Genomic DNA, 22,250 nt, shown 5'->3' with positions numbered 1-22,250 from the left:
ATCATTTTGATCGTTTCTGACTAGTTGTGCGTTGCTCTGAGGAGCTGTTTTGTGAAAAAGGTTGAGTACAAAAAAGTTCAGCAATAAGTTTTAACAGAGTCGATAAGTATAGGAGTGTGGATATGAAACAAGAAGTTATGGAAATCATTCAACAAAATCAGTTAGCACCACGAATTTTCGAGCTGACACTAAAGGGTGAACTAGTTCAAGAGATGAAGCGTCCGGGTCAATTTATTCATATCCGTGTTCCTAAAGCCGACTTGTTATTACGCAGACCAATTAGTTTAAATAAAATCGATCCAAGCACGAATACTTGTCGAATCATTTATCGTGTAGAAGGTGACGGAACCAAATCATTTTCAACGTTGACGGCAGGCGATACGCTAGATGTGATGGGGCCGCTTGGAAACGGGTTTGACTTAACGGGCTTAAAAGCTGGGGATTGTGCATTTATCATTGGCGGCGGTATCGGAATTCCGCCATTATATGAATTATCCCATCAACTGAAAGCAAAAGGTGTCAAGGTCAAACACTTTTTAGGTTTTGCGTCAGCGGATGTCATGTATGACGAAGAAAAATTCCGGCAACTGGGAGAAACAAAAATCGCAACAGATGATGGTTCAGCAGGCGTTAAAGGAAATGTAGGCAATCTTTTATTAGCGGAAGAAAATAAGAAACCAGATGCAGTGTTTGCTTGTGGTGCAAACGGAATGTTAAAAGCGGTTGAGCATTTTTTCCATACCCATCCTAATGTTCAACTTTCTTTAGAATCACGCATGGCGTGTGGAATCGGTGCTTGTTATGCATGTGTGTGTCATAAGGCAGAAGACGAAACAAAAAGTGTGAAAGTCTGTGATGAAGGTCCGATTTTCAAAGCGGGAGAGGTGATTCTATGACACTACCATCATTAGCAGTAAAAATACCAGGACTTGAATTGAAAAATCCAATTATGCCTGCCAGTGGCTGTTTCGGTTTTGGAAAAGAATATGGGCAGTATTATGATTTGAATCAACTGGGCTCAATCATGGTTAAGGCAACGACACCTAAAGCTAGATTTGGTAATCCGACACCTCGTGTTGCTGAAACCCCATCAGGTATGCTGAATGCAATCGGCTTACAAAATCCCGGACTAGAAACTGTGATGAATGAGCTATTGCCTGAATTAGAAAAATATCCTGACCTACCAATTATTGCCAATGTAGCAGGGGCGTGCGAAGAAGATTATGTGGAAGTCTGCGGGAAAATTGGTGACGCACCTAATGTAAAAGCAATCGAATTGAACATTTCTTGCCCAAACGTAAAGCACGGAGGTATTGCGTTTGGTACAGATCCTGATGTCGCTTTTCAGCTGACACAGGCGGTAAAGAAAGTTGCTAAGGTTCCGATCTATGTCAAATTATCGCCCAACGTTACTGATATCGTTCCCATTGCTTTAGCGATTGAAGCAGGTGGAGCAGACGGGTTTACCATGATTAACACACTCTTAGGAATGCGTATCGATTTAAAGACAAGAAAACCGATTTTAGCGAATCAAACAGGCGGTCTTTCTGGCCCAGCAATTAAACCAGTTGCTATTCGCTTGATTCATCAAGTCGCAGGTGTTTCTAAACTGCCGATTATTGGTATGGGTGGTGTTCAGACGGTTGATGATGTATTAGAAATGATTATGGCGGGTGCAAGTGCAGTCGCAGTTGGAACGGCCAATTTTACAGATCCATATATTTGCCCAAAATTGATTGATGCTTTACCTCAGCGAATGGCTGAACTAGGTATTTCATCATTGGAACAACTTATTCAAGAAGTTAGAGAGGAGCGCCAACAATGAATCAGCGACCGATTGTTGCTTTAGACTTTTCAAACCGAAACGAAGTAGAACAATTTTTACAATTATTTCCCGAGGAGGAAAAGCTATTTGTTAAAATTGGAATGGAACTCTTTTATCAAGAAGGGCCAGCGATTGTCCGTTGGTTAAAAGAATTAGGACACGAGGTATTTTTAGATTTGAAATTACATGATATTCCCAATACAGTTGAAAAAGCAATGCGTGGTTTAGCGAAGCTAGGCGTTGATATCACTTGTGTACATGCCGCCGGAGGAATCCGAATGATGGAAGCTGCGATGCGTGGGTTAGTATCAGGAACACCAGAAGGGAAACAACGACCATTATTATTAGCAATCACTCAGCTGACTTCGACAAGTGAAGAAGAAATGCATCATGATCAACTGATTGAAGTACCCTTAGAAGAAAGCGTGATCCATTACGCGACTTGCGCACAGGAAGCAGGGTTAGATGGTGTCGTCTCTTCCGCACTGGAAGTAACTAAAATCAAAGATGCTACAACTGCTGAATTTGTCTGTTTGACACCCGGTATCCGACCACAAGGTGCAGATATTGGCGATCAAACGCGAGTGGTGACGCCAAAGCGGGCACGAGAAATTGGTGCAAACTTTATCGTAGTTGGGCGTCCAATTACACAAGCAGAAAATCCTTACGAAGCTTACCAAACAATAAAAAACGAATGGAGCGAACACTAATGACTGTTGAAACATTGATTGCAAAAGACTTACTAGAAATTGAAGCAGTATTCTTGAACCCAACACAACCATTTACTTGGGCAAGTGGATTGAAAAGCCCAATTTATTGTGATAATCGTATCACGATGAGTTATCCTAAGGTTCGCCAGGAAATTGCAAATGGTTTAGCCAAAAAAATCAAAGCAGAATTTCCAGAAGTCGAAGTAATTGCTGGAACAGCAACAGCAGGTATCCCGCACGCTGCTTGGGTTGCAGATATCCTTGATTTACCAATGGTTTACATTCGCAGCAAAGCAAAAGATCATGGCAAAGGAAATCAAATCGAAGGTCGAATTTTCGAAGGTCAAAAAATGGTTGTCATTGAAGATTTGATTTCAACCGGTGGCAGCGTGTTAGAAGCTTGTGAAGCAGCAACGCGTGAAGGTGCCAATGTGCTAGGTGTAGCAGCAATTTTTACTTATGAATTATCCAAAGGATTAACGAATTTTTCCCAAGCAAAGATACCTTTGATCACATTAACTAATTATTCAACATTAATTGAAACAGCACGTGAAGCAAATTACATCAATGAAGAAGAATTGGATTTGCTAAAAAGTTGGAAAAAAGATCCAGAAAACTGGAATGCTTAATAAAAAGACGATAACAACTATTTTCATAGTGTTGTCGTCTTTTATATTAGAGTTTTGCTCCGTCTGTCGGTAACTGAAATCGTTCAATAATTGGTTTGATTTCATACAATGATTCAATCGAAGCTTCATAAGAAGACAAATAATGATTCAAGACACCTACGATTCCATGCGCAATAAAAATTGCTTCCGTTGTTTGTGGCTGACCGTTTATGGCTGTAAAAGTCACGATATGTTTTTTTAGGTAATCAGTAAATAGACCCTGTTTATCAGAAGCAATCAACATTCGATACGTTTCCTGGTTCTCTACAATGAATTGAAAAGTTTTTATTAGCAGATCGTCTATTTCTGTTGTTTCTGTTTGGCAATAGGTAATTAATTCTTGAATGGATTGTTGGATCATTTTTTCTAAAAGATCATATTTATCTAAGTAATTTAAGTAGAACGTTCCGCGATTGATGTCAGCTAATTCGCAAATCTCGCTAACTTTTACTCGTTCGATGCCTTGCTTCTTTAGCAATTGAAAAAAGGCTGTTTGAATAGCTGTTTGTGTTTTACGTACTCGTCGATCCATGTGATTCTCCTGTCGTTTTAAGTGATGTGTTTGTTAATCAACAGATTATCATTTTTGATGATTGATTGCTGATGCCAGTCTGTTTATTATACTGGATGTTCGTTGATTTATAAACAGGTGTTCATAAAGGAGAAAAAATGAAGCTATTAATTTATGGTGCAGGCATTCAAGGAAGTTATCTTGCACATATTCTTACTAAAAATAAAGAGAATGAAGTAACGATCCTTGCTAGAGGAAAGACGAAGGAACAGCTAGAAACAAATGGACTTGAGTTAAAACACGTTATTCAGAAGAAAAGAACAGTAGATATAATCAAAATAATCTCAAGACTAGAGCCAACAGATAAGTATGATTTGATTTTTGTCACAATGAAATACAATGATTTTGATTCTGTGATTGAACCAATTGCTGCGAATCACAGTCAAAGAGTGATTTTTGTTGGTAATCAAATGAATCCAGAAATTTTAAAAGAAAAAATCGTTCAAAAAGATCCAGCTAAACAAGTCTTTTTTGGTTTTCAAAATACTGGTGGAACAAGGGAAGGGAACTTAATTACGATTTTACGTTTCAATGGAGGCAAAATGAAAGTCTACCTTGATCCCGATGATTCCCTAATGCCCCAACTTTTAAAGCAAATTTTTGCTCAAACGAATTATCAATGGCAATCAGATCCTACCTTATTTGATTGGCTAAAAAGTCATGCGGCATTGATTATGGTGCTGAATAGCTTAGATCTTATTTATCGACAAAAAATGAAAAATAAACAAGAAATGAATCATATATTTTCTATAACAGCTTTAGCTTTTAAAGAAGCATTTACTGTCTTAGAAGAAAATGGGTATCCAATAGTACCAAAGATTCAGAAAAATTTATTGGGAAATAAATTTCTGACAAAGATTGGTTTGAAACGAATGTTTGCCACACCATTGATGGCATCTGCTCAAGGTAGTTATGCAGAAATCGAGTTGATTATTTGTTCCTTTGAAGCGTTCAAAAAAGAAACGGGTACGAAAACACCCAATCTTGATCAACTAATTAAAATCGCTGCACATGACAAACAGTAAAAAGGTGTTATCCAAAGAGAGGAATATATTTATTCCGAAAAGTGAAAACAACTCAAATCAAAACGAAACAAATCAATAAAAATTGAAACAAATTCTTTAATCGGTATCTCTTATTCTAAAATAATGGTACAAATACATTTTTTAAAACTTGTGATAAATAAAAGTTAAAAACTGGTAGTTTTAGTTCTTTGTAATTGCATGATATAAAGAGTAAATGCTATGATTGTTGGAAAAGTATGAAGGAGAGATGGCAACATGGGCTTAAATGAATATCTTTTAGGATTAAACAATTTAGAAAAAATTATTCGTGCGCCTGGCTTCTTCAAGCACACTGAACACACGGTAGCTGCACATTCGTTTCGAGTAGCATCAATCGCACAAGTTTTAGGTGATATCGAAGAAGCCAATGGGCAGGCGATTGATTGGAAACTGTTATATGAAAAATCATTGAATCACGATTATACAGAACGCTTTATTGGTGACATCAAAACACCTGTAAAGTATGCAAATAAAGAACTACGTGGGATGCTACACACAGTTGAAGAAAAAATGACTGATGAATTTATCAATCAAGAAATCCCAACAGAATTTCAAGAAATTTATCGTCGTCGATTATTTGAAGGAAAAGATGACACGATTGAAGGAGAGTTGCTCGCAATCGCGGACAAAGTGGATTTGCTTTATGAATCATTTGATGAAATCAGCAAGAATAATCCTGAAAAAGTTTATCGCGAAATGTTTATTGAATCGATTTTAACCATTAAAGAATTCGATCATCGACCAAGCGTAAACTATTTCTTTGATTTTATCTTTCCAGAATTGTTGAACCAAGAATTTTTTGGAAAAGAAGAGTTTTTAGCAGATATTTCCGCCGCTTTACAAAGAAAAAAACGAACGAACTAACTTTTATGAAAAGACTCAGGAGGACGTAAGCGTTGAAAAAAAATATGGATGTTGAATGGGGCTACTCGGGCGAGCGAGGACCAGAGAATTGGGCAAGTTTATGCGATTGGTTTGCGAAAGGAGCAGAGTTTTCCTTGCAATCACCCATCCCGCTTGTTACTTGTCAAGAAGTAAGTGATGTGAAAGAAACGATTTCTTTTCACTATCAATGTCAAAAATTCACAGATAAAGAATTTAAAAACACGATCCACTTAGTACCATTTGACCAAATCAGTTATGTCGAATATCAAGGTGAAAAATTTTATTTGACAGATATCCATTTCCATCTGCCTTCTGAGCACATTATAAATGGGAAACATGAAGACATTGAATTTCATTTTGTCCACATGAATCATCGTCAAGAAAACTTGGTTGTTGGAGTCATGTATGAGTTGCGAAGCGAGGATGGTTGGTTTTATGATCGCAATCATGAAGAACGCTGGGATTTAGCTGCACATGAACATTGGATGAATCCAGTTGTGTTTTTCCCTGAAAAGAAGAGCCACTATCATTATGTTGGCTCATTAACTACACCACCAACTGCAGGACCTATCCAGTGGTTTGTTATGGATCAAGTTGGCCAATTAAATCAAGAATTCTTGACGCCATTTGAAGGGCAGTATGCGCAGCCTAACAATCGTCCGCTCCAAGCGCTTAATGATCGTAAAATTGACTATTTTGAGGGGTCAAATACATGAATATTCAACAAATGAAGTATGTGATTGCTGTAGCGAATAATGGTAGTTTTCGAGAAGCGGCTAAGAAGTTATTTGTTTCACAACCTAGCTTGTCTACAGGAATCAAAGAATTAGAGACAGAATTAGGGATCAATTTGTTTACTCGCACAAATCGAGGAGCATACTTAACTGAAGCAGGACAAGATTTCCTGCAACGTGCTGAAAAAATTTTACTTCAATTAGAATCACTTGAAAGTTATTATCAAACTAGTGAAACACGTGAAATGTTTTCAGTAGCTTCTCAGCATTATGACTTTTTGGGACCATTGATTGCAAAAATGATGACAGAATTCAATCAAGAAATCAAACAATTCAGAATCATGGAAACGACGACTGCAAAAGTGATTGAAGAAGTAAGAGAACAGCACAGTGAAGTAGGCGTACTATACATGAATGAAAAAAATCAAGCTGGGATTATGCGTTATTTACAGCAAGGTGAGCTAGTTGCCAGAACGATTCATACATTTTCCACGCATATTTTCTTGAGACAAGGACACCCATTAGCAAAACAAGCAGAAATCCATAAAGAAGAGTTGTTAGCATATCCTCAAGTTCGTTTTACTCAAGATGGTAATAATTTCCCCTATTTTTATGAAGATCTAATTGAGATTCCTGCACAAGAATCCGTTGTTTATACCAGTGATCGTGGCACGCTGATGAACTTGGTATTAGAAACAGATGCTTATGCTTCTGGATCAGGAATTGTTATTGGTGGCATCAAAGACCAAATAAAGCTTATTCCATTAGCAGATAGTCAACCAAATCAACTCTGTGTTATTCATTCTGGCAAACGTACGTTAAGTGTAGAAGCACAGCATTTTATTCACAGATTAACAAATTTGTTGATGAATGAAGGAACACACAAAAAATAATTTCGTTAATATTTTAGCCAATAAAAAGCCGAGACCATTCATCGTCTCGGCTTTTTACTATTGTTTTTTCATTTTTGTTATTGCTTCTTCAACAGGAGTCACGATAATCGTTTTTTGATTTTCATAAATAACGAATCCGGGTTTAGAACCATTTGGCTTACGGATATGTTTCACTTGAACCAAGTCTACAGGAACTTGTGCTGAATAACGATATTTTGAAAAGTAAGCAGCTAATTCTGCAGCTTGTGTAATCGTTTCATCAGAAGGATCGTTACTTTTGATAATCACATGTGAGCCTGGAATATTTTTTGCGTGGAGCCAATAATCGGTTTTTTTAGCAGTTTTCATTGTTAATAAATCATTTTGCAAGTTATTTTTTCCAACGAGAATCTGAGTACCATCTTCAGCAAAATAGACATCTGGTTGAGAAGGTTTCTTTTTCTTCTGTTTTTTAGCAGATTTTTTTTTAAAGTATCCTTGATCAGTTAATTCTTCTTTGATTGCCTCAATATCCATGGGACCTGCAATTTCAAGTTGGGCTAAAACGGAATCGAGATATTGAATTTCGTCTTTTGCTTCTTGGATTTGTTGACCAATTAGTTTAACAGCATTCTTTAGTTTCTGATAACGATGGAAATACTTTTGTGCGTTTTGATTAGGTGTTAATGTAGGGTCAAGTTTAATGGTCAAAGGTTGATCTGCTTCGTAGTAATTCGGCAAGGTAACTTCTGTTGCACCACGTGGGACTTGAGTCATAAAAGTGGTCAGTAGTTCGCCATTACGACGAAAATCTTCCGCGTTTTCGGAATCTTTTAATGTTTGTTCACGTTTTTTTAATTTATTTTGATTTCGTTTACGTTCATTTTCCATTTTACGGATCAATTCGCTACCTTGCTGTTTGGCGCGGTCTTTTTCTGCCTTATCGTGATAAAAGCCATCAAGCAAAGCACTCAAGGTTGAATAATTTGTTACTTGATCCGCAGTTGTTTCGATTGATCGATAGGAAATAGGTGTAAAGAAATCTTTATTTTTTGCTTCATAAAGAGTAGGAGAAAGTTTAGTATCTAACTGCTGAAAAAAGTTTTCCCAAACAACCATTTTTTTATTGGGTTGTTCAGTTAAACGACTTGCTAATTCTTGCGCTGTATCAAAACCAAGTCCTTGAAAATGTTGCTGTAAAATTTTTGGTGTTAGTTCTAACTGAGAAAGACGTTGAAAGATTTTTTCTTTTTCTGCTGAAAATGGATTTAATTGTTCTTGTTTCGGTGGGGCAACATAAGTGACACCGGGAATCAGTGAACGATAAGTATTTTGAGAGCTTCCGATATGTTTGATAGCATCTAGAATTTTCCCGGTTTCACGATTGACTAACACAATTGTGCTATGTCGACCCATCAGCTCAACAATCAAAACAATATTTTGTAGATCACCTAGTTCATCTCGTTTTGTAAAATGAAAATGAATGACACGGTCATTTTCAACCTGTTCGATTGTTTCCAACAAAGCACCGTCAAGATGTTTTCTTAACATCATTACAAAGTTAGGAGGCGTATCAGGATTCTGATAATCAATTTGCGTAATCTGAATTCGTGCATAGCTAGGATGAGCAGATAATAGCAAGCGGTGATTGGCTCCGCGAGAGCGAATAACTAAAATGATTTCATTTTCATAAGGTTGGTGAATTTTAGAAATTCGACCAGATAATAAGGTATCACGCAACTCACTAACCATTGCGTGGGTAAAAACACCATCAAAGGACATAGTTCTTCCTCTTTTCTTTTCATAATTAGTTTCATTATAACGAAAAACAATCAGAAAGACCAATGACGGTGTAACATTAGTAACGATTTCGTCTTTTTCATTGAAAACTTCTAGTGATTGACTTATGAAAAAGAACTTATATTTTGTATAAATAGAAAAAGTTTCGAGTAAAGATACGAATTTTTTCGTCAAAATACTTATTTATAGGTATAATAAAGAAAATGAATAAGTAACATCGAAGGAGAAGAAACGAGGTGTTTGTTATCTGGGGAGAAATAAAAGAAAAAATACAAGAAAGCTGGATAGAATTTGCTGATGCATTTGCGGAAAATCCAGTCAAATATTTTTGGCGTGTTGGTGGCCTACTTTTTTTAGCAGTGTTGTTAGCAGGATCAATGATTTTCTTACCTGAGAAAATCAAGGCAGATCAAGTAGATAGTTTGGTCTATTCAACGATTACCTCTGATAAAGTCAAAAGGTTTGATTACAGTAATGCCAAGCAAACAATCACTGATAGCAAAGCGATATCAGTCATGTTTTGCGTACCAAAAGGCAAAAACTATGAACAAGTCTTGACTATTTTAAATGATTCAAAAAAAATGGAAGAATTGAATCGCCAAATTTATTTTTATCCTCTCGTCTATGACGTAGCCAAAGAAGAAAAAGAGTATGGGATCAATAGGGAGCAAATAACATTTATCTTTTTTGATGGAGGTAAAGAGACGAACCGAGTTGTGATTGGCGCAGATGGCATCACAGATGTTTCAAACGAATTAGTACCGGAATTAAATCGTCTTCCATTAGCAAATATTAAAAAGCTTGAACTTGAAATGACAACAGACTCAACACAATAATTTACACAATGTGAATATTTCTATTGACGAATAAAAAAATTTCAATTAGACTTAAATCAAATATTTGACGAAAGGGTGAACCACAATGAACTTATCAAACCAAGCTTTACTAGGAAACAATTATGCATGGCGTAACTGGCGTAGATGAGTTGTATTGATGGCGAACTTTCCCATAGATACGACTTTTTAGAGAACAATCTAAAGTTTGTATCTATGCTAGACAAGAAATTTGACTACCGCATAGAGACTTCTATGCGGTTTTTTGTGTACTAAGGACAATGCCGTAACAGGAATTGTCCTTTTTTTGTTGGGTTTGCTTAATAATAAGACAATTTATCGATACATTGTTATCGTTCATAGCAAAAATAACTAGTTATTAACAGGAGGAGAAAATGAAAAATAAACGATTGATAGCGGTCGTAGCGCTACTGGGAATCTACTTGGTCGGTAGTTTTATCTACGAAAAAATGGGTGAAACCAAAAATGGAACGCCCACAACAACGGAAGTAAAAGAAATCGGTGTTTTACAATATGTCAGTCATCCAGCATTAGATGAAATTTATCGTGGAATCAAAGATGGATTGAAAGAAGAAGGCTTGGTGGAAGGAGAGAACCTTAAAATAAACTTTCAAAATGGTCAAGCTGATCAAAGTAAATTAGCAACGATGAGCCAACAACTTGTTCAAGCAAATCCAGCGGCATTGATTGGAATTGCAACGCCTGCAGCACAAGCGTTAGCAAATACTACAAGCGATATTCCAGTAGTATTGGGTGCTGTAACAGATCCAGTTGGGGCAGGATTAGTTGAGTCATTAGATAAACCTGGGAAAAATGTGACTGGTGTTTCTGATCAGCCACCTGTAAGTGCTCAAATCCAACTAGCAACAACTTTGTTACCACAAGCCAAAAGAATCGGGATCCTTTATGCGTCATCGGAAGATAATTCTAAGTATCAAGTTGCACAAGCCGAAGATGCTGCCAAAAAAGCTGGGTTAACTGTGACAAAATATGCAGTGCCTTCAACCAATGAGATTGCACAGACAGTTCAAGTCATGAGTCAATCTGTTGATGTTATCTATATACCTTTGGATAACACGATTGCTAACGCGATGCAAACAGTAATCAAGGAAGCAGATAAAGCGCAAATCCCTGTTATCCCATCAGTTGATACAATGGTTGAGCAAGGTGGCTTGGCAACAATTGGAATCAATCAATATCAATTAGGTGTTCAAAGTGGCAAAATGGCAGCGAAACTTGCATTAGGGAAAAGTGAAGCAGCAACGACACCTGTTTACACCTTCAATCAAGGCGATATCATCATTAATCAAGAGCAAGCCGATCGCCTAGGTATTACGATTCCTGAAGAAGTAAAAGAAAAAGCTAAAAACGTGACGCAAGAAGTAACGAAATCAACGGAAAGCTCAAAGGAGGAAAACAAATGATCGTATCATCTATTTCACAAGGAATGCTTTGGGCAATTTTGGGTCTGGGCATTTTTATGACTTATCGAATTCTTGATTTTCCTGATATGACAACGGAAGGGTCATTTCCATTAGGTGCAGCGGTTTGTGTGACCGCGATAACGAATGGAATCGCACCGATTTTTGCTACACTTTTAGGCGTGGGAGCGGGAATGATTGCTGGATTGGTAACGGGTTTACTTTATACAAAAGGAAAGATTCCTGTTATTCTTGCTGGAATTCTAGTGATGTCAGGTTTAAATTCAGTGATTTTATATGTGATGAAGACTCCTAATCTATCCTTGTTGAATCGTCCAATTTTACAAGATAGTTTCCAAAAACTCCACTTACCAAATTATTTTGATACAGTTTTGTTGGGTTTGATTGCGTTAGGTGTGATTATCTCTATTTTACTGTTTTTCTTCAATACAGATTTAGGTCAAGGTTATATTGCAACAGGTGATAACGAAACGATGGCTCGCTCTTTGGGAATCAAAACAGATCGGATGAAAATTTTAGGCTTAACGTTATCCAATGGAGTGATTGCTCTTTCTGGTGCATTGATTGCTCAAAATGATGGATATGCAGATGTGAATAAGGGAATTGGTGTAATTGTTATAGGACTTGCTTCAATCATTATTGGTGAAGTGATTTTTCAGGAATTAACATTGGCGGAACGGTTGATTGCAATTGTTGTTGGTAGTATTATTTATCAATTATTGATTTTGATTGTCATTAAGTTAGGTTTTGATACAACTTACTTGAAATTATTTTCAGCAATCATCCTTGCGTTTTGCTTGATGATTCCACAAGTGAAAAAAGCATTGAATCTAAAAACTGGTTTTGAGAAGGAGGCAAAATAAATGGCAGCAATCTTAACCATCAAAAATGGAAAAAAAGTTGTAAATAATGGACTGAATGAAAATAAAGTTTTGCTTGAAGAAATCAATCTCTCAATCAACGAAGGAGATTTTATTACTGTCTTAGGCGGAAATGGAGCAGGAAAAAGTACCCTGTTCAATACGATTGCGGGTACGCTACAACTTTCTCAAGGAAGCATTTTGTTTAAAGATCGAGTGATTACAAAAGATTCTGAAGAAAAACGTGCAGCATTTCTGGCACGTGTGTTTCAAGATCCTAAAATGGGAACAGCACCACGAATGACTGTTGCTGAAAATTTATTATTAGCGCAAAAACGTGGACAAAAACGTCCGTTACAACTACGAAATTTAAAGAAACAAAAAGAATTTTTCTATCAATTATGTGAAGAAGTTGGCAATGGGCTAGAAACCCATTTAGATACGCCAGCAGGTGAACTTTCTGGCGGACAGCGTCAAGCGTTAAGTTTATTAATGGCGACGATTCGAGTACCAGAGCTATTATTATTGGATGAACACACAGCAGCTTTAGATCCTAAAACAGCAAAATCATTAATGGAATTAACGAACCGTCGAATCACGGAACAAAAATTAACTTGTTTGATGATCACTCATCGAATGGAAGATGCGCTAAATTACGGAAATCGGTTGATTGTGTTACAAAAGGGACGAATAGTTCAAGATTTGAATGCGCAAGAAAAAGAAAATTTATCAATGAGTGATTTGTTACAATTTTTTGAGGAAGTTCTTGATTAAAAAGAAGATTCTATCAAATTGTTAGCATGAAAAGGGGCCAGAAATAAAAAAATCACATCGTCATTGTCTACGAAACTGTGGAATCTTGTTCAAACTTTTGTACTTTTGATCCTAGTTTAACGAAATAGGATGAAAAGAAAGAGATTAGGAGTTCCAATTATCCTTGCCTCTTTTTAGTTAGTGAGACAGAGTGAAAAAGGAATTGACAAGCTCCTTTCATTCGTCCTATACTTAGTACAATCTAAGACAGTTTAGGCGTTTCGTGAGGTTACACTTTGAGTGAAAATTAAATAAGTTTCATGGGATGCTTTTCGTTTTGTGAATAATTCAAGACATCTTGCCACGTAGTCGTTTACTGTACTTTTTGTTTAGTACGAGAACACTAAGTGGCTTTTTTTGCTTCACTACGAATAATAGAGAAGAATAAATTAGTAGTAATTTGAAACAGTAAGGAGGATAAAGCGTGATTTCTGGTAAAACAAAACTTGCAGGTTTTTTTGCGAATCCAGCAGAACATAGTTTATCACCGCGGATGCATAATCGTGGCTTTCGATCGTGCGGAGTTGACGCGGTATATTTAGCTTTTAAAGTAGATCAAACAAATCTGGCACGAGCAATTGAAAGTATTCGAACCTTGGATATGTTAGGTGTGAATTTATCGATGCCTAACAAAACGGCAGCTATCGCTTACGTTGATGAATTAAGTCAAGAAGCACAGCTGATTGGTGCAATTAACACGATCGTTAATCAAAATGGGCAATTGATTGGGTATAACACAGATGGTATTGGCTTTGTGAAAGCAATGGAAGAAACAGCAAAATTTAAGATAAAAGATAAAAAAATAACTATTCTAGGAGCTGGTGGTGCGGCTAAAGCAATCACGGTACAAGCTGCTCTTGAAGGTGCTAGAGAGGTTGTTTTATATAAAAGAAACAATGAACGATTTTTAATGGTTAAACAGGAGTTTGAAAAAATCGGCGAGCAGACGAGTGCAATCGTGCGGGTAGTTGATTATGCAGATGAGGAACAACTCGAATATGATCTACAGACAAGTGAATTATTAGTGAATGCAACGGATATTGGTATGGGTGCAAAAGAAGGACAATCGCCTTTAGCGAATGCTGGCTATTTACATGAAAACTTATTTGTGATTGATTTAATTTATTCACCAAAAAAAACTCAATTATTAAAAGAAGCAGAAAAACGAGGTGCACCTGCCTTTAATGGCTTAGGTATGCTATTATATCAAGGTGCAACGGCTTTTCAGTTATGGACGAATCACGAAATGCCACTCGATATCATGAAAGATTTATTTGAATAAAGGGGAAAAAGAAATGATTATTATTATGAAACAAGATGCAACAGATGAACAAATTTCACAAGTCGTGAATCGTGTGAAAGAAGAAGGCTTAGCTGTTCAAATGAATCGTGGAAATGAGCAACCAATCGTTGGGTTAGTGGGTGACACTAGAAAAATTCAAGATGTGGCTTTTCAGCGATATGATGGAGTAGAAGAAATTGTTCGCATTACAAATACGTATAAATTGACTTCACGTGAATTTCATCCACAAGATACAGTTGTGGATGTGAATGGGGTAAAAATCGGGGATGGTTCTTTTGTTACCATGGCAGGTCCATGTTCTATCGAAGGCTTAGATCAAATTCGTGAAACAGCTCGGATGGCGAAAGCAGGCGGTGCAAAAATTTTGCGTGGTGGAGCATTCAAACCAAGGACCTCCCCTTATGCGTTCCAAGGGTTAGAAGAAGAAGGGTTGAAATACATTCGCCAAGCGGCCGATGAATTTGATATGCAAGTAATCACTGAAGTAATGGACGAAGCTCATATTGAAATGGTGGCACACTATAGTGATATTTTACAAATTGGCGCAAGAAATATGCAAAATTTCCGTTTACTTGAGGCTGTTGGAAAAACAGGGATGCCAATTGGATTAAAACGAGGGATTTCTGGAACCATTAATGAATGGCTCAATGCAGCAGAATATATTGCTGTCCAAAACAATAACCAGATTATTTTTATTGAAAGAGGTATTCGAACGTATGAAACGGCAACGCGGAATACATTTGACTTAAGTGCAGTCCCTTTGATCAAAAAACTTAGTCATTTTCCAATCATTGTTGATCCAAGTCATGGAACTGGTGTTTGGGATTTGGTTCCTCCAATGGCTCGAGCAGGTGTTGCTGCAGGTGCAGATGGCATGATTGTTGAAATCCACCCTGATCCGGTTAATGCGTGGTCAGATGGTCCACAGTCCTTGAACGAAAAAACGTACCTGAAGATGATGGAAGAAGTGCATATTTTAGAAAAAGCAATGAAAGACATTCGTGAATAAAAGAGCTAATGACAAAGGAAATGCAGGTGTGAACATGAGTATCCAAGTAGAGCTACCAGAACATTCTTATGAAATCGTTATTGAAAAAGGATCACTATCGAGAGTTGGTCAATGGGTGAGTGCCTTGTGGTCACCGCAAAAAATTTGCTTGATAACAGATAAAAACGTTGATTCACTTTATGCTCAGACAATGAGTGAACAGTTATCTAACGCAGGTTACACAGTGAGCAAAGCTGTGATCGAGCCGGGTGAAGCAAGTAAAACATTCTATCAAGCAGAAAAACTATTTCAATTATTAACGGAAAAACAATTTACTAGAAGTGATGGCATCATTGCTTTAGGCGGTGGTGTAGTTGGTGACTTAGCAGGATTTGTTGCAGCAACATTTATGCGGGGGATTCATTTTTTACAAATCCCGACGACTTTACTTGCTCAAGTAGATAGTAGTATTGGTGGCAAGACAGCAGTGAATACCTCGTATGCCAAAAACATCATTGGTGCATTTTGGCAACCAGAAGGGGTATTGATTGATCCGGATACGTTGTCGACGTTATCACCAAGAAGAGTGAGTGAAGGACTTGCAGAAGTGATCAAATATGCCGCAATTGCGGACGAAAATTTATGGAAAACTTTAGTGAATATAAATGGGCGTGAGGAAATAGTTCATCAATCTGAACAAATAATTGAAGCTTGTTTGGCGATTAAAAAAGCGGTAGTCGAAGCAGATGAATTTGACAATGGACAACGACTACTCCTTAACTTCGGTCATACAATCGGTCATGCTGTTGAAAAAACTGCTGGTTATGGAAAAATTACTCATGGAGAAGCTGTTGCAATCGGAATGATTCAGTTAACCAGCGTCGCGGAAAAAAAAGGCTTAACAAAAAAAGGAACAACTGAAAGTTTGCGTAAAATGGTACGAAAATTTAAACTTCCTGAAGAAACAACTGAATGGTCAGAACATGCGTTATTTGAAGCAATCACTCACGATAAAAAAGCACGAGGGAATCTAGTGAAATTAGTTGTGCTAAATAAAATTGGTGAAGCAACGATTTTACCGACACCCTTAAATGAATTACTGGATTATTTGAAGAAGGAGGAGAAATGAGATGCGTTTTTTGACAGCCGGAGAATCGCATGGGTTAGAATTAACCGCGATTATCGAAGGATTGCCAGCAGGTCTTTCTTTATCTGTTGATGAAATTAATCTGGAATTGGCAAGACGTCAGGTTGGTTATGGTCGCGGCGGAAGAATGAAAATAGAAAAGGATCGAGTAAAAATTACTTCAGGAGTTCGTCATGGGTATACACTCGGCTCCCCAGTGACATTAGTTATTGAGAATAAAGACTGGAAAAATTGGCAAACTGTGATGTCGCCTGAACAAGTTGCCAAAAAGGATGCAACCCTTCGACAAGTGACTCGACCTCGACCAGGACATGCAGATCTTGTGGGAGGGATGAAGTACGGACATCGTGATTTACGAAATGTTTTGGAACGTTCATCTGCGCGGGAAACAGCAATGCGAGTAGCGATTGGTGCCGTTTGTAAACAATTGCTTCAGGAGCTAGACGTCTCGGTTGCTGGACACGTGTTAGCGCTTGGAGGTTTGGTCTGCGAGTTGCCGAATAACTTGACTGTAAAAGAAATCAAAGAACGTTCAGAGAATTCGGAATTACGCGTAACTGATCCAAAAGTTGAAACGGCGATGAAAGAGTTAATTGATCAGACGAAAAAAGCAGGAGATACTTTGGGCGGTGTGGTTGAAGTGTTAGTCGCAAATGTGCCAGCTGGGTTAGGGAGCTACGTTCATTGGGATGAAAAACTAGATGCGAAAATCGCCCAAGCAGTGATGAGTATCAATGCGTTTAAAGGCGTTCAGTTTGGTTTGGGCTTTGACATGGCAAACTTGCCCGGATCAAAAGTCATGGATGAAATCACTTGGAATGAAGCGCGGGGCTTTACTCGCCAGTCTGATAACTTAGGTGGTTTCGAAGGTGGCATGACTAATGGTGAAACGATTATCCTACAAGGTGTAATGAAACCAATTCCAACATTGTATCGTCCATTGCAAAGTGTCGATATCCAATCAAAAGAAGCGTACCATGCAAGTGTTGAGCGTTCTGACACGACAGCTGTTCCCGCAGCTAGTGTTATTTGCGAAAGCGTCGTAGCAACAGAGTTAGCGAAAGCATTTTTAACAAAATTTTCTGCAGATACTTGTACAGAATTAAAAGAAGCTGTTGACTTGTACCGTGAACGAATTGCTCAGTTTTAATGGGAACAAGTATTTTAGTTATGTTAGGAAGTGAAACAAAAGATGAAGTTACTGACAAATCAGACGAAGCTCCGAGGGACTTTACAAGTACCTGCAGATAAATCAATTTCTCATCGAAGCATTATGTTTGGTGCAATCAGTTATGGAGAAACCATTATTCATAATTTTTTGCGAGCACAAGATTGTCTTTCCACGTTGCAGCTATTTCGAAGCTTAGGGGTCGAAATAACTGAGGAAGCAAATCAAACGATTCATATCAAGGGAAAAGGAATCGAAGGATTGCGTCCAAGTACCAGTCCGCTTGATTGTGGAAATTCAGGAACAACGGTTCGGCTTGTTTCGGGAATTCTAGCTGGTGCGGCATTCTCGTCAACGTTAATTGGAGATGCCTCATTGAGTAAACGACCAATGAATCGAATCATTGATCCACTGGTGCAGATGAACGCTCGAATAACTGGGACGACGGAAAAAGAGCTATTACCTCTGAAAATTGAACCTACTAATCAACTAATACCAATCACATATGAAATGCCCGTTGCAAGTGCTCAAGTGAAATCAGCTATCTTATTTGGGAGTTTACAGGCAAAGGGTACGACAAAGATTGTTGAAAAAACACCTTCTAGAAATCATACAGAAGAAATGATCCAACAGTTTGGTGGACGAATTCAGCAGTCAGGCAAAGAGATCACACTTGTTGGACCGCAAAAATTAACAGGTTGTGAAGTAATCATTCCAGGCGACATTTCTTCGGCTGCGTTTTTTATTGTTGCAGGTTTGTTGTGTCCAGAAAGTGAAATTACACTAACGAATGTCGGCATCAACCCAACTCGAACAGGCATTTTAGATGTAGTTAAACAAATGAATGGCCAAATCAAGCTAACGGAAGAAGATCCTATTAATCAATCAGCAACAATTCAGGTGAAAACCTCTGAACTTCACGGTATCGATATCGGAGGAGCAATCATTCCACGACTAATTGATGAACTACCTGTGATTGCGTTACTTGCTACACAAGCAAAAGGAACAACCCGAATCTATGATGCCGAAGAATTAAAAGTGAAAGAAACCAATCGAATTGATGCAGTGGCAACAGAATTAACAAAATTGGGTGCAAAAATCCAACCGACAGAAGATGGGCTTATCATTGAGGGGCCAACACCGCTCCAAATTTCCCAAAAAAATCAACAAGTTTCCAGTCATAAAGATCATCGAATTGGTATGATGCTCCAAATTGCTGCTTTGTTAGTTGAAGATGGCGAAATCGAACTAGTTGAAGCGGAAGCGGTGGCCATTTCATATCCTCAGTTCTTTAGTGATTTAGCCAAGTTAGTCCAAGGTGTGACAGATGAATAATCCAATTGTGTTAGTTGGTTTTATGGGCTCGGGGAAAACCACGATTGGCACACTTTTAGCAGAAAAACTTTCTATTTCTTTAGTGGACTTAGATGAACTGTTCGAGCAAAAATATGCGACGACGATTGCACAATATTTTGAAAAACAGGGCGAAGCACGCTTTCGTCAAGCTGAGACACTGCTACTTGAAGAACAATTGATAGATTCAAAAGCACAAGTGATTTCTACTGGTGGTGGGATTATTTTAAATCAAATGAATCGAACACTGCTAAAAAATGGTGCAACGGTTATTTTTTTGGAAGCATCAACTGTTGAACTTTATCAAAGAGTTATTCATGACCAAAAAAATGTGCGACCTTTGGCACGACAGAAAACAGTTGCTGAATTCTCAGCGCTATATCAGACTAGAAAAGCATTGTATCAAGAAGTTGCCACACTGCAAATTGAGACGACGAACAAATCACCACAAGAAATCGTGTCGGAGATCTTAACATACTGTTAAGTAGAAACTTTAGCATGATCATCGATAATCAGATAATATCCAGTAAAAAAGGTAGAGGAAAACAAGAACTTGTTTTGTTCTCCCTTTTTTTAAGAAATCGACTGAAAAAAGCAGTATTTCAAAGAAAAAATCGTTATTTTTTATTAAATTGGACTTAAGTAGCATGCTTTTTATTGTTAGGTAACGTATCCTTGAGCTATCACTAGGTAATTAGGAGGAAATACGATGAGTCGAATGGACCGTCACAATAAAAAAAATAAAGGAAAATCCTTAAAGAACCACACAGACAATCTCTTCGCTCGCCGTCAACGAAAGCAGGATATTCAGCGAGAGTCAGATCAACCTATAGGACAAAAACAAAACAATCCGTCATTTTCGAATGATTTTGATCCATCAAACAATCAGTTGAACCGACCGTTTGATGAATACAATGAATATGAGCAACTTAATCAGCAACCAACTGAGAAAAAGAAGTTTTTCCGGAAAAAGAAATCATCACAGCAACTGCCAAAAGGACGAAAAAAACGTTCATGGAAGAAAATACTTCTTGGCCTTTTCATTCTTGTTCTACTTTATTCAGGGATTTCTTTTTTTGCTGGAAAATTTATGGCTGAGCATGATAGTAGTTTAGCCAATGCGCCAGTTGAGACCTTCAACGGTGTTCAGTCTGAAAACGGTGCGAAAAATATCCTGATTTTGGGAAGTGACACAAGGGGTGAAGATGCTGGACGCGCAGATACGATCATGGTTTTACAGTTAAGAGGACCAGCTCACAAACCTAAACTTGTTTCATTTATGCGGGACAGCTTTGTTAACATTCCTGGTGTAGGCCAAAACAAAATTAATTCTGCTTATGCCTATGGCGGTGCAGAGTTAGTTCGGCAAACGTTAGCAGAAAACTTTGGAATCGAGTGTCAATATTACGCAAAAGTCGATTTCCAATCATTTGAAAAAGTAATTGATGCTTTATTTATGTTTGGCGTGAAACTAGATGCTGAGAAAGACCTGAATCTTGATGGTGTCGATATCAAAAAAGGGGTCCAAAAAATGGACGGGCATGTTTTATTGCAGTATGCACGTTTTCGAATGGATGAAGAAGGGGACTTTGGTCGTGTCAGACGTCAGCAACAGGTGATGAATGCGATTTTCAGTCAATTAAAAAATCCAATCAACCTGCTTCGAGCACCTTATGCGGCTGGGAAGGCAATTGGTTATACTTCAACAGATGTTACTGCAACATTTTTAGCAACTCATTTACTTTCGATTGGTCGTGGCGCAACAGGTATTGATCGATTAAGTGTGCCCGTTGAAGGTTCATGGGACTATGGAAACAGTGAGTATGCGGGAAGTGTTTTGGTTATTGATAATCAAATGAATCAAGCAGCAATCACCACCTTTTTAAATGAGTAATTTGGGTGAAAATAGGAACGCTGTTATCAGTCAAGCACATAGGGAAGGAATAGAAAAATCCTAGGACAAGATAGTCCTAGGATTTTTTTGCTTCTATTCGTGAAGACTTTTGCTCGTTTTACTCGTAAAGAATGCAAAAACCACGCGCAAAACGTGTGGTTCAATTTTAATTTCTAGTCTTCAAAACCACATAACCCATATGAACCTTGTGCTTCAGACAGTGGAATACTTACAACCGAATTTGCATTATTTAGACCTCGACAATTTGGATCGTAATGATATTTTCGACCAGAGTCAGGCGCAATATAAACCATTTGCTGATTTTGATTTTGTTGAGCAGCAGCTTGAGCAGCGGCAGCTTGTTCCTCAGCAATTCTGGCTTGTTCTGCTTGTTCCTCTGCAATCCGCTTAGCTTCCGCAGCAGCCTGTTCCTCAGCGACACGTTTGGCTTCAGCGGCAGCTTTTTCTTCGGCAACTCGTTGTTCTTCAGCGACACGTTTAGCTTCTGCGGCCTTTTCCTCAGCAACGCGTTTTTCTTCTTCCGCCTTTTTTTCTGCAGTGGCGATAGTCTGTTCAACCTTATTTGCTCGTTCAGTTAATGTACTGCTTCCACCGGGAATTTTTTCAATCGCTGCTAGCGCAACTTTTAGTTGCTCTCTGGTTGGTTCTTTTTCCGCTTTTTCAACTTCTTGTTGTGCATGTTTGGTTAATTTTTCTAGTTCTTTTTGCTTAGCCTTTTCTTTTGAAATCTCGGTGGTATCTTTCGTTGATGATTCACTTGTTTTTGATGACTTGGTTATGTGAGTCGAACTACTGGTAGTTTCTGTAGTTACAGCCGATCCGGTTCCACATGCACCAATAATCAGTGAAAGAGAAAAGATGATGGGAAGCAACCATTTTTTTCGCTGACCTCTTGGCATTTGTTTTAATTGCCAACCAGCTAATGCGAAGAGTAAGGTACCAAGTGTCATCGAAGTGGTTATCTCCCTATTGATTACTGATTGAATGAATAAAATCATTCCAATCCCCCAAAACAACCAAGTTATCCCGTTTTTCTTTTTCATTTTTTCCTCCTAAATAATTTTTGCTCCCACTTATTGGCAGGTAGCGATAGTCGCCACTTTGTCATGTGAAAGTTATTTAAATTTGAACTTAAAATAACTTTTTTATTAAATGATTTTACTATATTATCTCTGATAATCAAACAGTTATTTGGTAAATTAAAATGACAAAATAAAAAGGATGGTTAGCGGTTACTTTTGAAAGTATTTTGCTATAAATAAAAACGGCTATTTTTCT

General features: G+C 37.8%; 22 protein-coding genes. 19 read left to right on the top strand and 3 right to left on the bottom strand.

Annotated features, from left to right (window positions below; translation table 11 throughout):
• Positions 1–122 precede the first annotated feature (122 nt).
• Genes AC4BC3_RS06940 through pyrE form a run of 4 tightly spaced genes read left to right on the top strand, consistent with a single transcriptional unit; the run spans position 123 to position 3,164 of the window.
• Positions 123–896 (top strand): dihydroorotate dehydrogenase electron transfer subunit, encoded by a 774-nt coding sequence (locus tag AC4BC3_RS06940; RefSeq protein ID WP_490466134.1) that lies wholly within the window; start codon positions 123–125, stop codon positions 894–896.
• Positions 893–1,825, top strand: coding sequence for a dihydroorotate dehydrogenase (locus AC4BC3_RS06935; protein WP_206908188.1), 933 nt, complete (start codon positions 893–895; stop codon positions 1,823–1,825). Before AC4BC3_RS06940 ends, AC4BC3_RS06935 begins: the two co-directional genes overlap by 4 nt.
• Positions 1,822–2,535: an orotidine-5'-phosphate decarboxylase gene (gene pyrF / locus AC4BC3_RS06930; protein WP_490466133.1), complete on the top strand. Its 714-nt coding sequence runs from the start codon at positions 1,822–1,824 to the stop codon at positions 2,533–2,535. The genes AC4BC3_RS06935 and pyrF overlap by 4 nt, the downstream gene beginning before the upstream one ends.
• Positions 2,535–3,164 carry an orotate phosphoribosyltransferase gene (gene pyrE / locus AC4BC3_RS06925; protein ID WP_206908168.1) on the top strand — a complete coding sequence of 210 codons (630 nt, stop codon included), beginning with the start codon at positions 2,535–2,537 and terminating at the stop codon, positions 3,162–3,164. The genes pyrF and pyrE overlap by 1 nt, the downstream gene beginning before the upstream one ends.
• 46 nt (positions 3,165–3,210) lie before the next feature.
• Here the strand turns inward: pyrE and AC4BC3_RS06920 are convergent, their stop codons facing one another.
• Positions 3,211–3,735 carry a TetR family transcriptional regulator gene (locus tag AC4BC3_RS06920; RefSeq protein ID WP_490466132.1) on the bottom strand — a complete coding sequence of 175 codons (525 nt, stop codon included), beginning with the start codon at positions 3,733–3,735 and terminating at the stop codon, positions 3,211–3,213.
• Between the two features lie 137 nt (positions 3,736–3,872).
• Here AC4BC3_RS06920 and AC4BC3_RS06915 point away from each other — a divergent pair, with 137 nt between their 5' ends.
• From AC4BC3_RS06915 to AC4BC3_RS06900, 4 genes are all read left to right on the top strand, one after another.
• Entirely contained in the window at positions 3,873–4,799 is a 927-nt protein-coding gene (locus AC4BC3_RS06915) for a ketopantoate reductase family protein (protein WP_490466131.1), read from the top strand.
• Positions 4,800–5,054: 255 nt separating this feature from the next.
• Positions 5,055–5,702 (top strand): YfbR-like 5'-deoxynucleotidase, encoded by a 648-nt coding sequence (locus AC4BC3_RS06910; RefSeq protein ID WP_206908157.1) that lies wholly within the window; start codon positions 5,055–5,057, stop codon positions 5,700–5,702.
• A gap of 32 nt (positions 5,703–5,734) precedes the next feature.
• A complete protein-coding gene (locus AC4BC3_RS06905) occupies positions 5,735–6,439 on the top strand; it encodes a carbonic anhydrase family protein (RefSeq protein WP_490466130.1) in 705 nt (234 codons plus the stop codon).
• Complete coding sequence (locus AC4BC3_RS06900) at positions 6,436–7,350, top strand: LysR family transcriptional regulator (protein ID WP_490466129.1); 915 nt, start codon at positions 6,436–6,438, stop codon at positions 7,348–7,350. The genes AC4BC3_RS06905 and AC4BC3_RS06900 overlap by 4 nt, the downstream gene beginning before the upstream one ends.
• 57 nt (positions 7,351–7,407) lie before the next feature.
• On the opposite strand, the gene efbA is transcribed toward AC4BC3_RS06900, so the two are convergent.
• Positions 7,408–9,111: a fibronectin-binding protein EfbA gene (efbA, locus tag AC4BC3_RS06895; RefSeq protein WP_490466128.1), complete on the bottom strand. Its 1,704-nt coding sequence runs from the start codon at positions 9,109–9,111 to the stop codon at positions 7,408–7,410.
• Positions 9,112–9,365: 254 nt separating this feature from the next.
• Between efbA and AC4BC3_RS06890 the strand changes: the two genes are divergently transcribed.
• The 11 genes from AC4BC3_RS06890 to AC4BC3_RS06840 all read left to right on the top strand — a co-directional run bounded on the left by AC4BC3_RS06890 (position 9,366) and on the right by AC4BC3_RS06840 (position 20,951).
• The gene (locus AC4BC3_RS06890) at positions 9,366–9,965 is read left to right on the top strand and encodes a hypothetical protein (RefSeq protein ID WP_206908123.1); all 600 of its coding nucleotides are present in this window, start codon (positions 9,366–9,368) and stop codon (positions 9,963–9,965) included.
• 392 nt (positions 9,966–10,357) lie between these two features.
• Positions 10,358–11,407 carry a tryptophan ABC transporter substrate-binding protein gene (gene trpX, locus AC4BC3_RS06885; protein ID WP_490466127.1) on the top strand — a complete coding sequence of 350 codons (1,050 nt, stop codon included), beginning with the start codon at positions 10,358–10,360 and terminating at the stop codon, positions 11,405–11,407.
• A complete protein-coding gene (locus AC4BC3_RS06880) occupies positions 11,404–12,288 on the top strand; it encodes an ABC transporter permease (protein ID WP_206899028.1) in 885 nt (294 codons plus the stop codon). The genes trpX and AC4BC3_RS06880 overlap by 4 nt, the downstream gene beginning before the upstream one ends.
• Positions 12,289–13,059, top strand: a complete 771-nt coding sequence (locus AC4BC3_RS06875) for an ABC transporter ATP-binding protein (RefSeq protein WP_206908118.1) — start codon at positions 12,289–12,291, stop codon at positions 13,057–13,059. It begins immediately after the preceding gene.
• 463 nt (positions 13,060–13,522) lie between these two features.
• On the top strand, positions 13,523–14,380 hold the full coding sequence (locus tag AC4BC3_RS06870) for a shikimate dehydrogenase (protein ID WP_490466126.1): 858 nt from the start codon (positions 13,523–13,525) through the stop codon (positions 14,378–14,380).
• A 13-nt stretch (positions 14,381–14,393) separates the two neighbouring features.
• On the top strand, positions 14,394–15,410 hold the full coding sequence (gene aroF / locus AC4BC3_RS06865) for a 3-deoxy-7-phosphoheptulonate synthase (protein WP_206908104.1): 1,017 nt from the start codon (positions 14,394–14,396) through the stop codon (positions 15,408–15,410).
• A gap of 34 nt (positions 15,411–15,444) precedes the next feature.
• Positions 15,445–16,518 carry a 3-dehydroquinate synthase gene (gene aroB / locus AC4BC3_RS06860; protein WP_490467300.1) on the top strand — a complete coding sequence of 358 codons (1,074 nt, stop codon included), beginning with the start codon at positions 15,445–15,447 and terminating at the stop codon, positions 16,516–16,518.
• 1 nt (position 16,519) lies between these two features.
• Entirely contained in the window at positions 16,520–17,686 is a 1,167-nt protein-coding gene (aroC, locus tag AC4BC3_RS06855) for a chorismate synthase (protein ID WP_206908102.1), read from the top strand.
• 42 nt (positions 17,687–17,728) lie between these two features.
• The gene (gene aroA / locus AC4BC3_RS06850) at positions 17,729–19,039 is read left to right on the top strand and encodes a 3-phosphoshikimate 1-carboxyvinyltransferase (protein WP_490466125.1); all 1,311 of its coding nucleotides are present in this window, start codon (positions 17,729–17,731) and stop codon (positions 19,037–19,039) included.
• On the top strand, positions 19,032–19,541 hold the full coding sequence (locus AC4BC3_RS06845; protein ID WP_206908091.1) for a shikimate kinase: 510 nt from the start codon (positions 19,032–19,034) through the stop codon (positions 19,539–19,541). Before aroA ends, AC4BC3_RS06845 begins: the two co-directional genes overlap by 8 nt.
• A gap of 225 nt (positions 19,542–19,766) precedes the next feature.
• Positions 19,767–20,951: an LCP family protein gene (locus AC4BC3_RS06840; protein ID WP_490466124.1), complete on the top strand. Its 1,185-nt coding sequence runs from the start codon at positions 19,767–19,769 to the stop codon at positions 20,949–20,951.
• A gap of 173 nt (positions 20,952–21,124) precedes the next feature.
• On the opposite strand, the gene AC4BC3_RS06835 is transcribed toward AC4BC3_RS06840, so the two are convergent.
• Positions 21,125–22,015: a hypothetical protein gene (locus AC4BC3_RS06835; RefSeq protein WP_490466123.1), complete on the bottom strand. Its 891-nt coding sequence runs from the start codon at positions 22,013–22,015 to the stop codon at positions 21,125–21,127.
• Positions 22,016–22,250: the final 235 nt, after the last annotated feature.

The sequence above is a fragment of the Enterococcus sp. AAFC-DPL-6103 genome, assembly GCF_058216595.1.
This window is presented reverse-complemented; position numbering and strand designations above follow the sequence as displayed.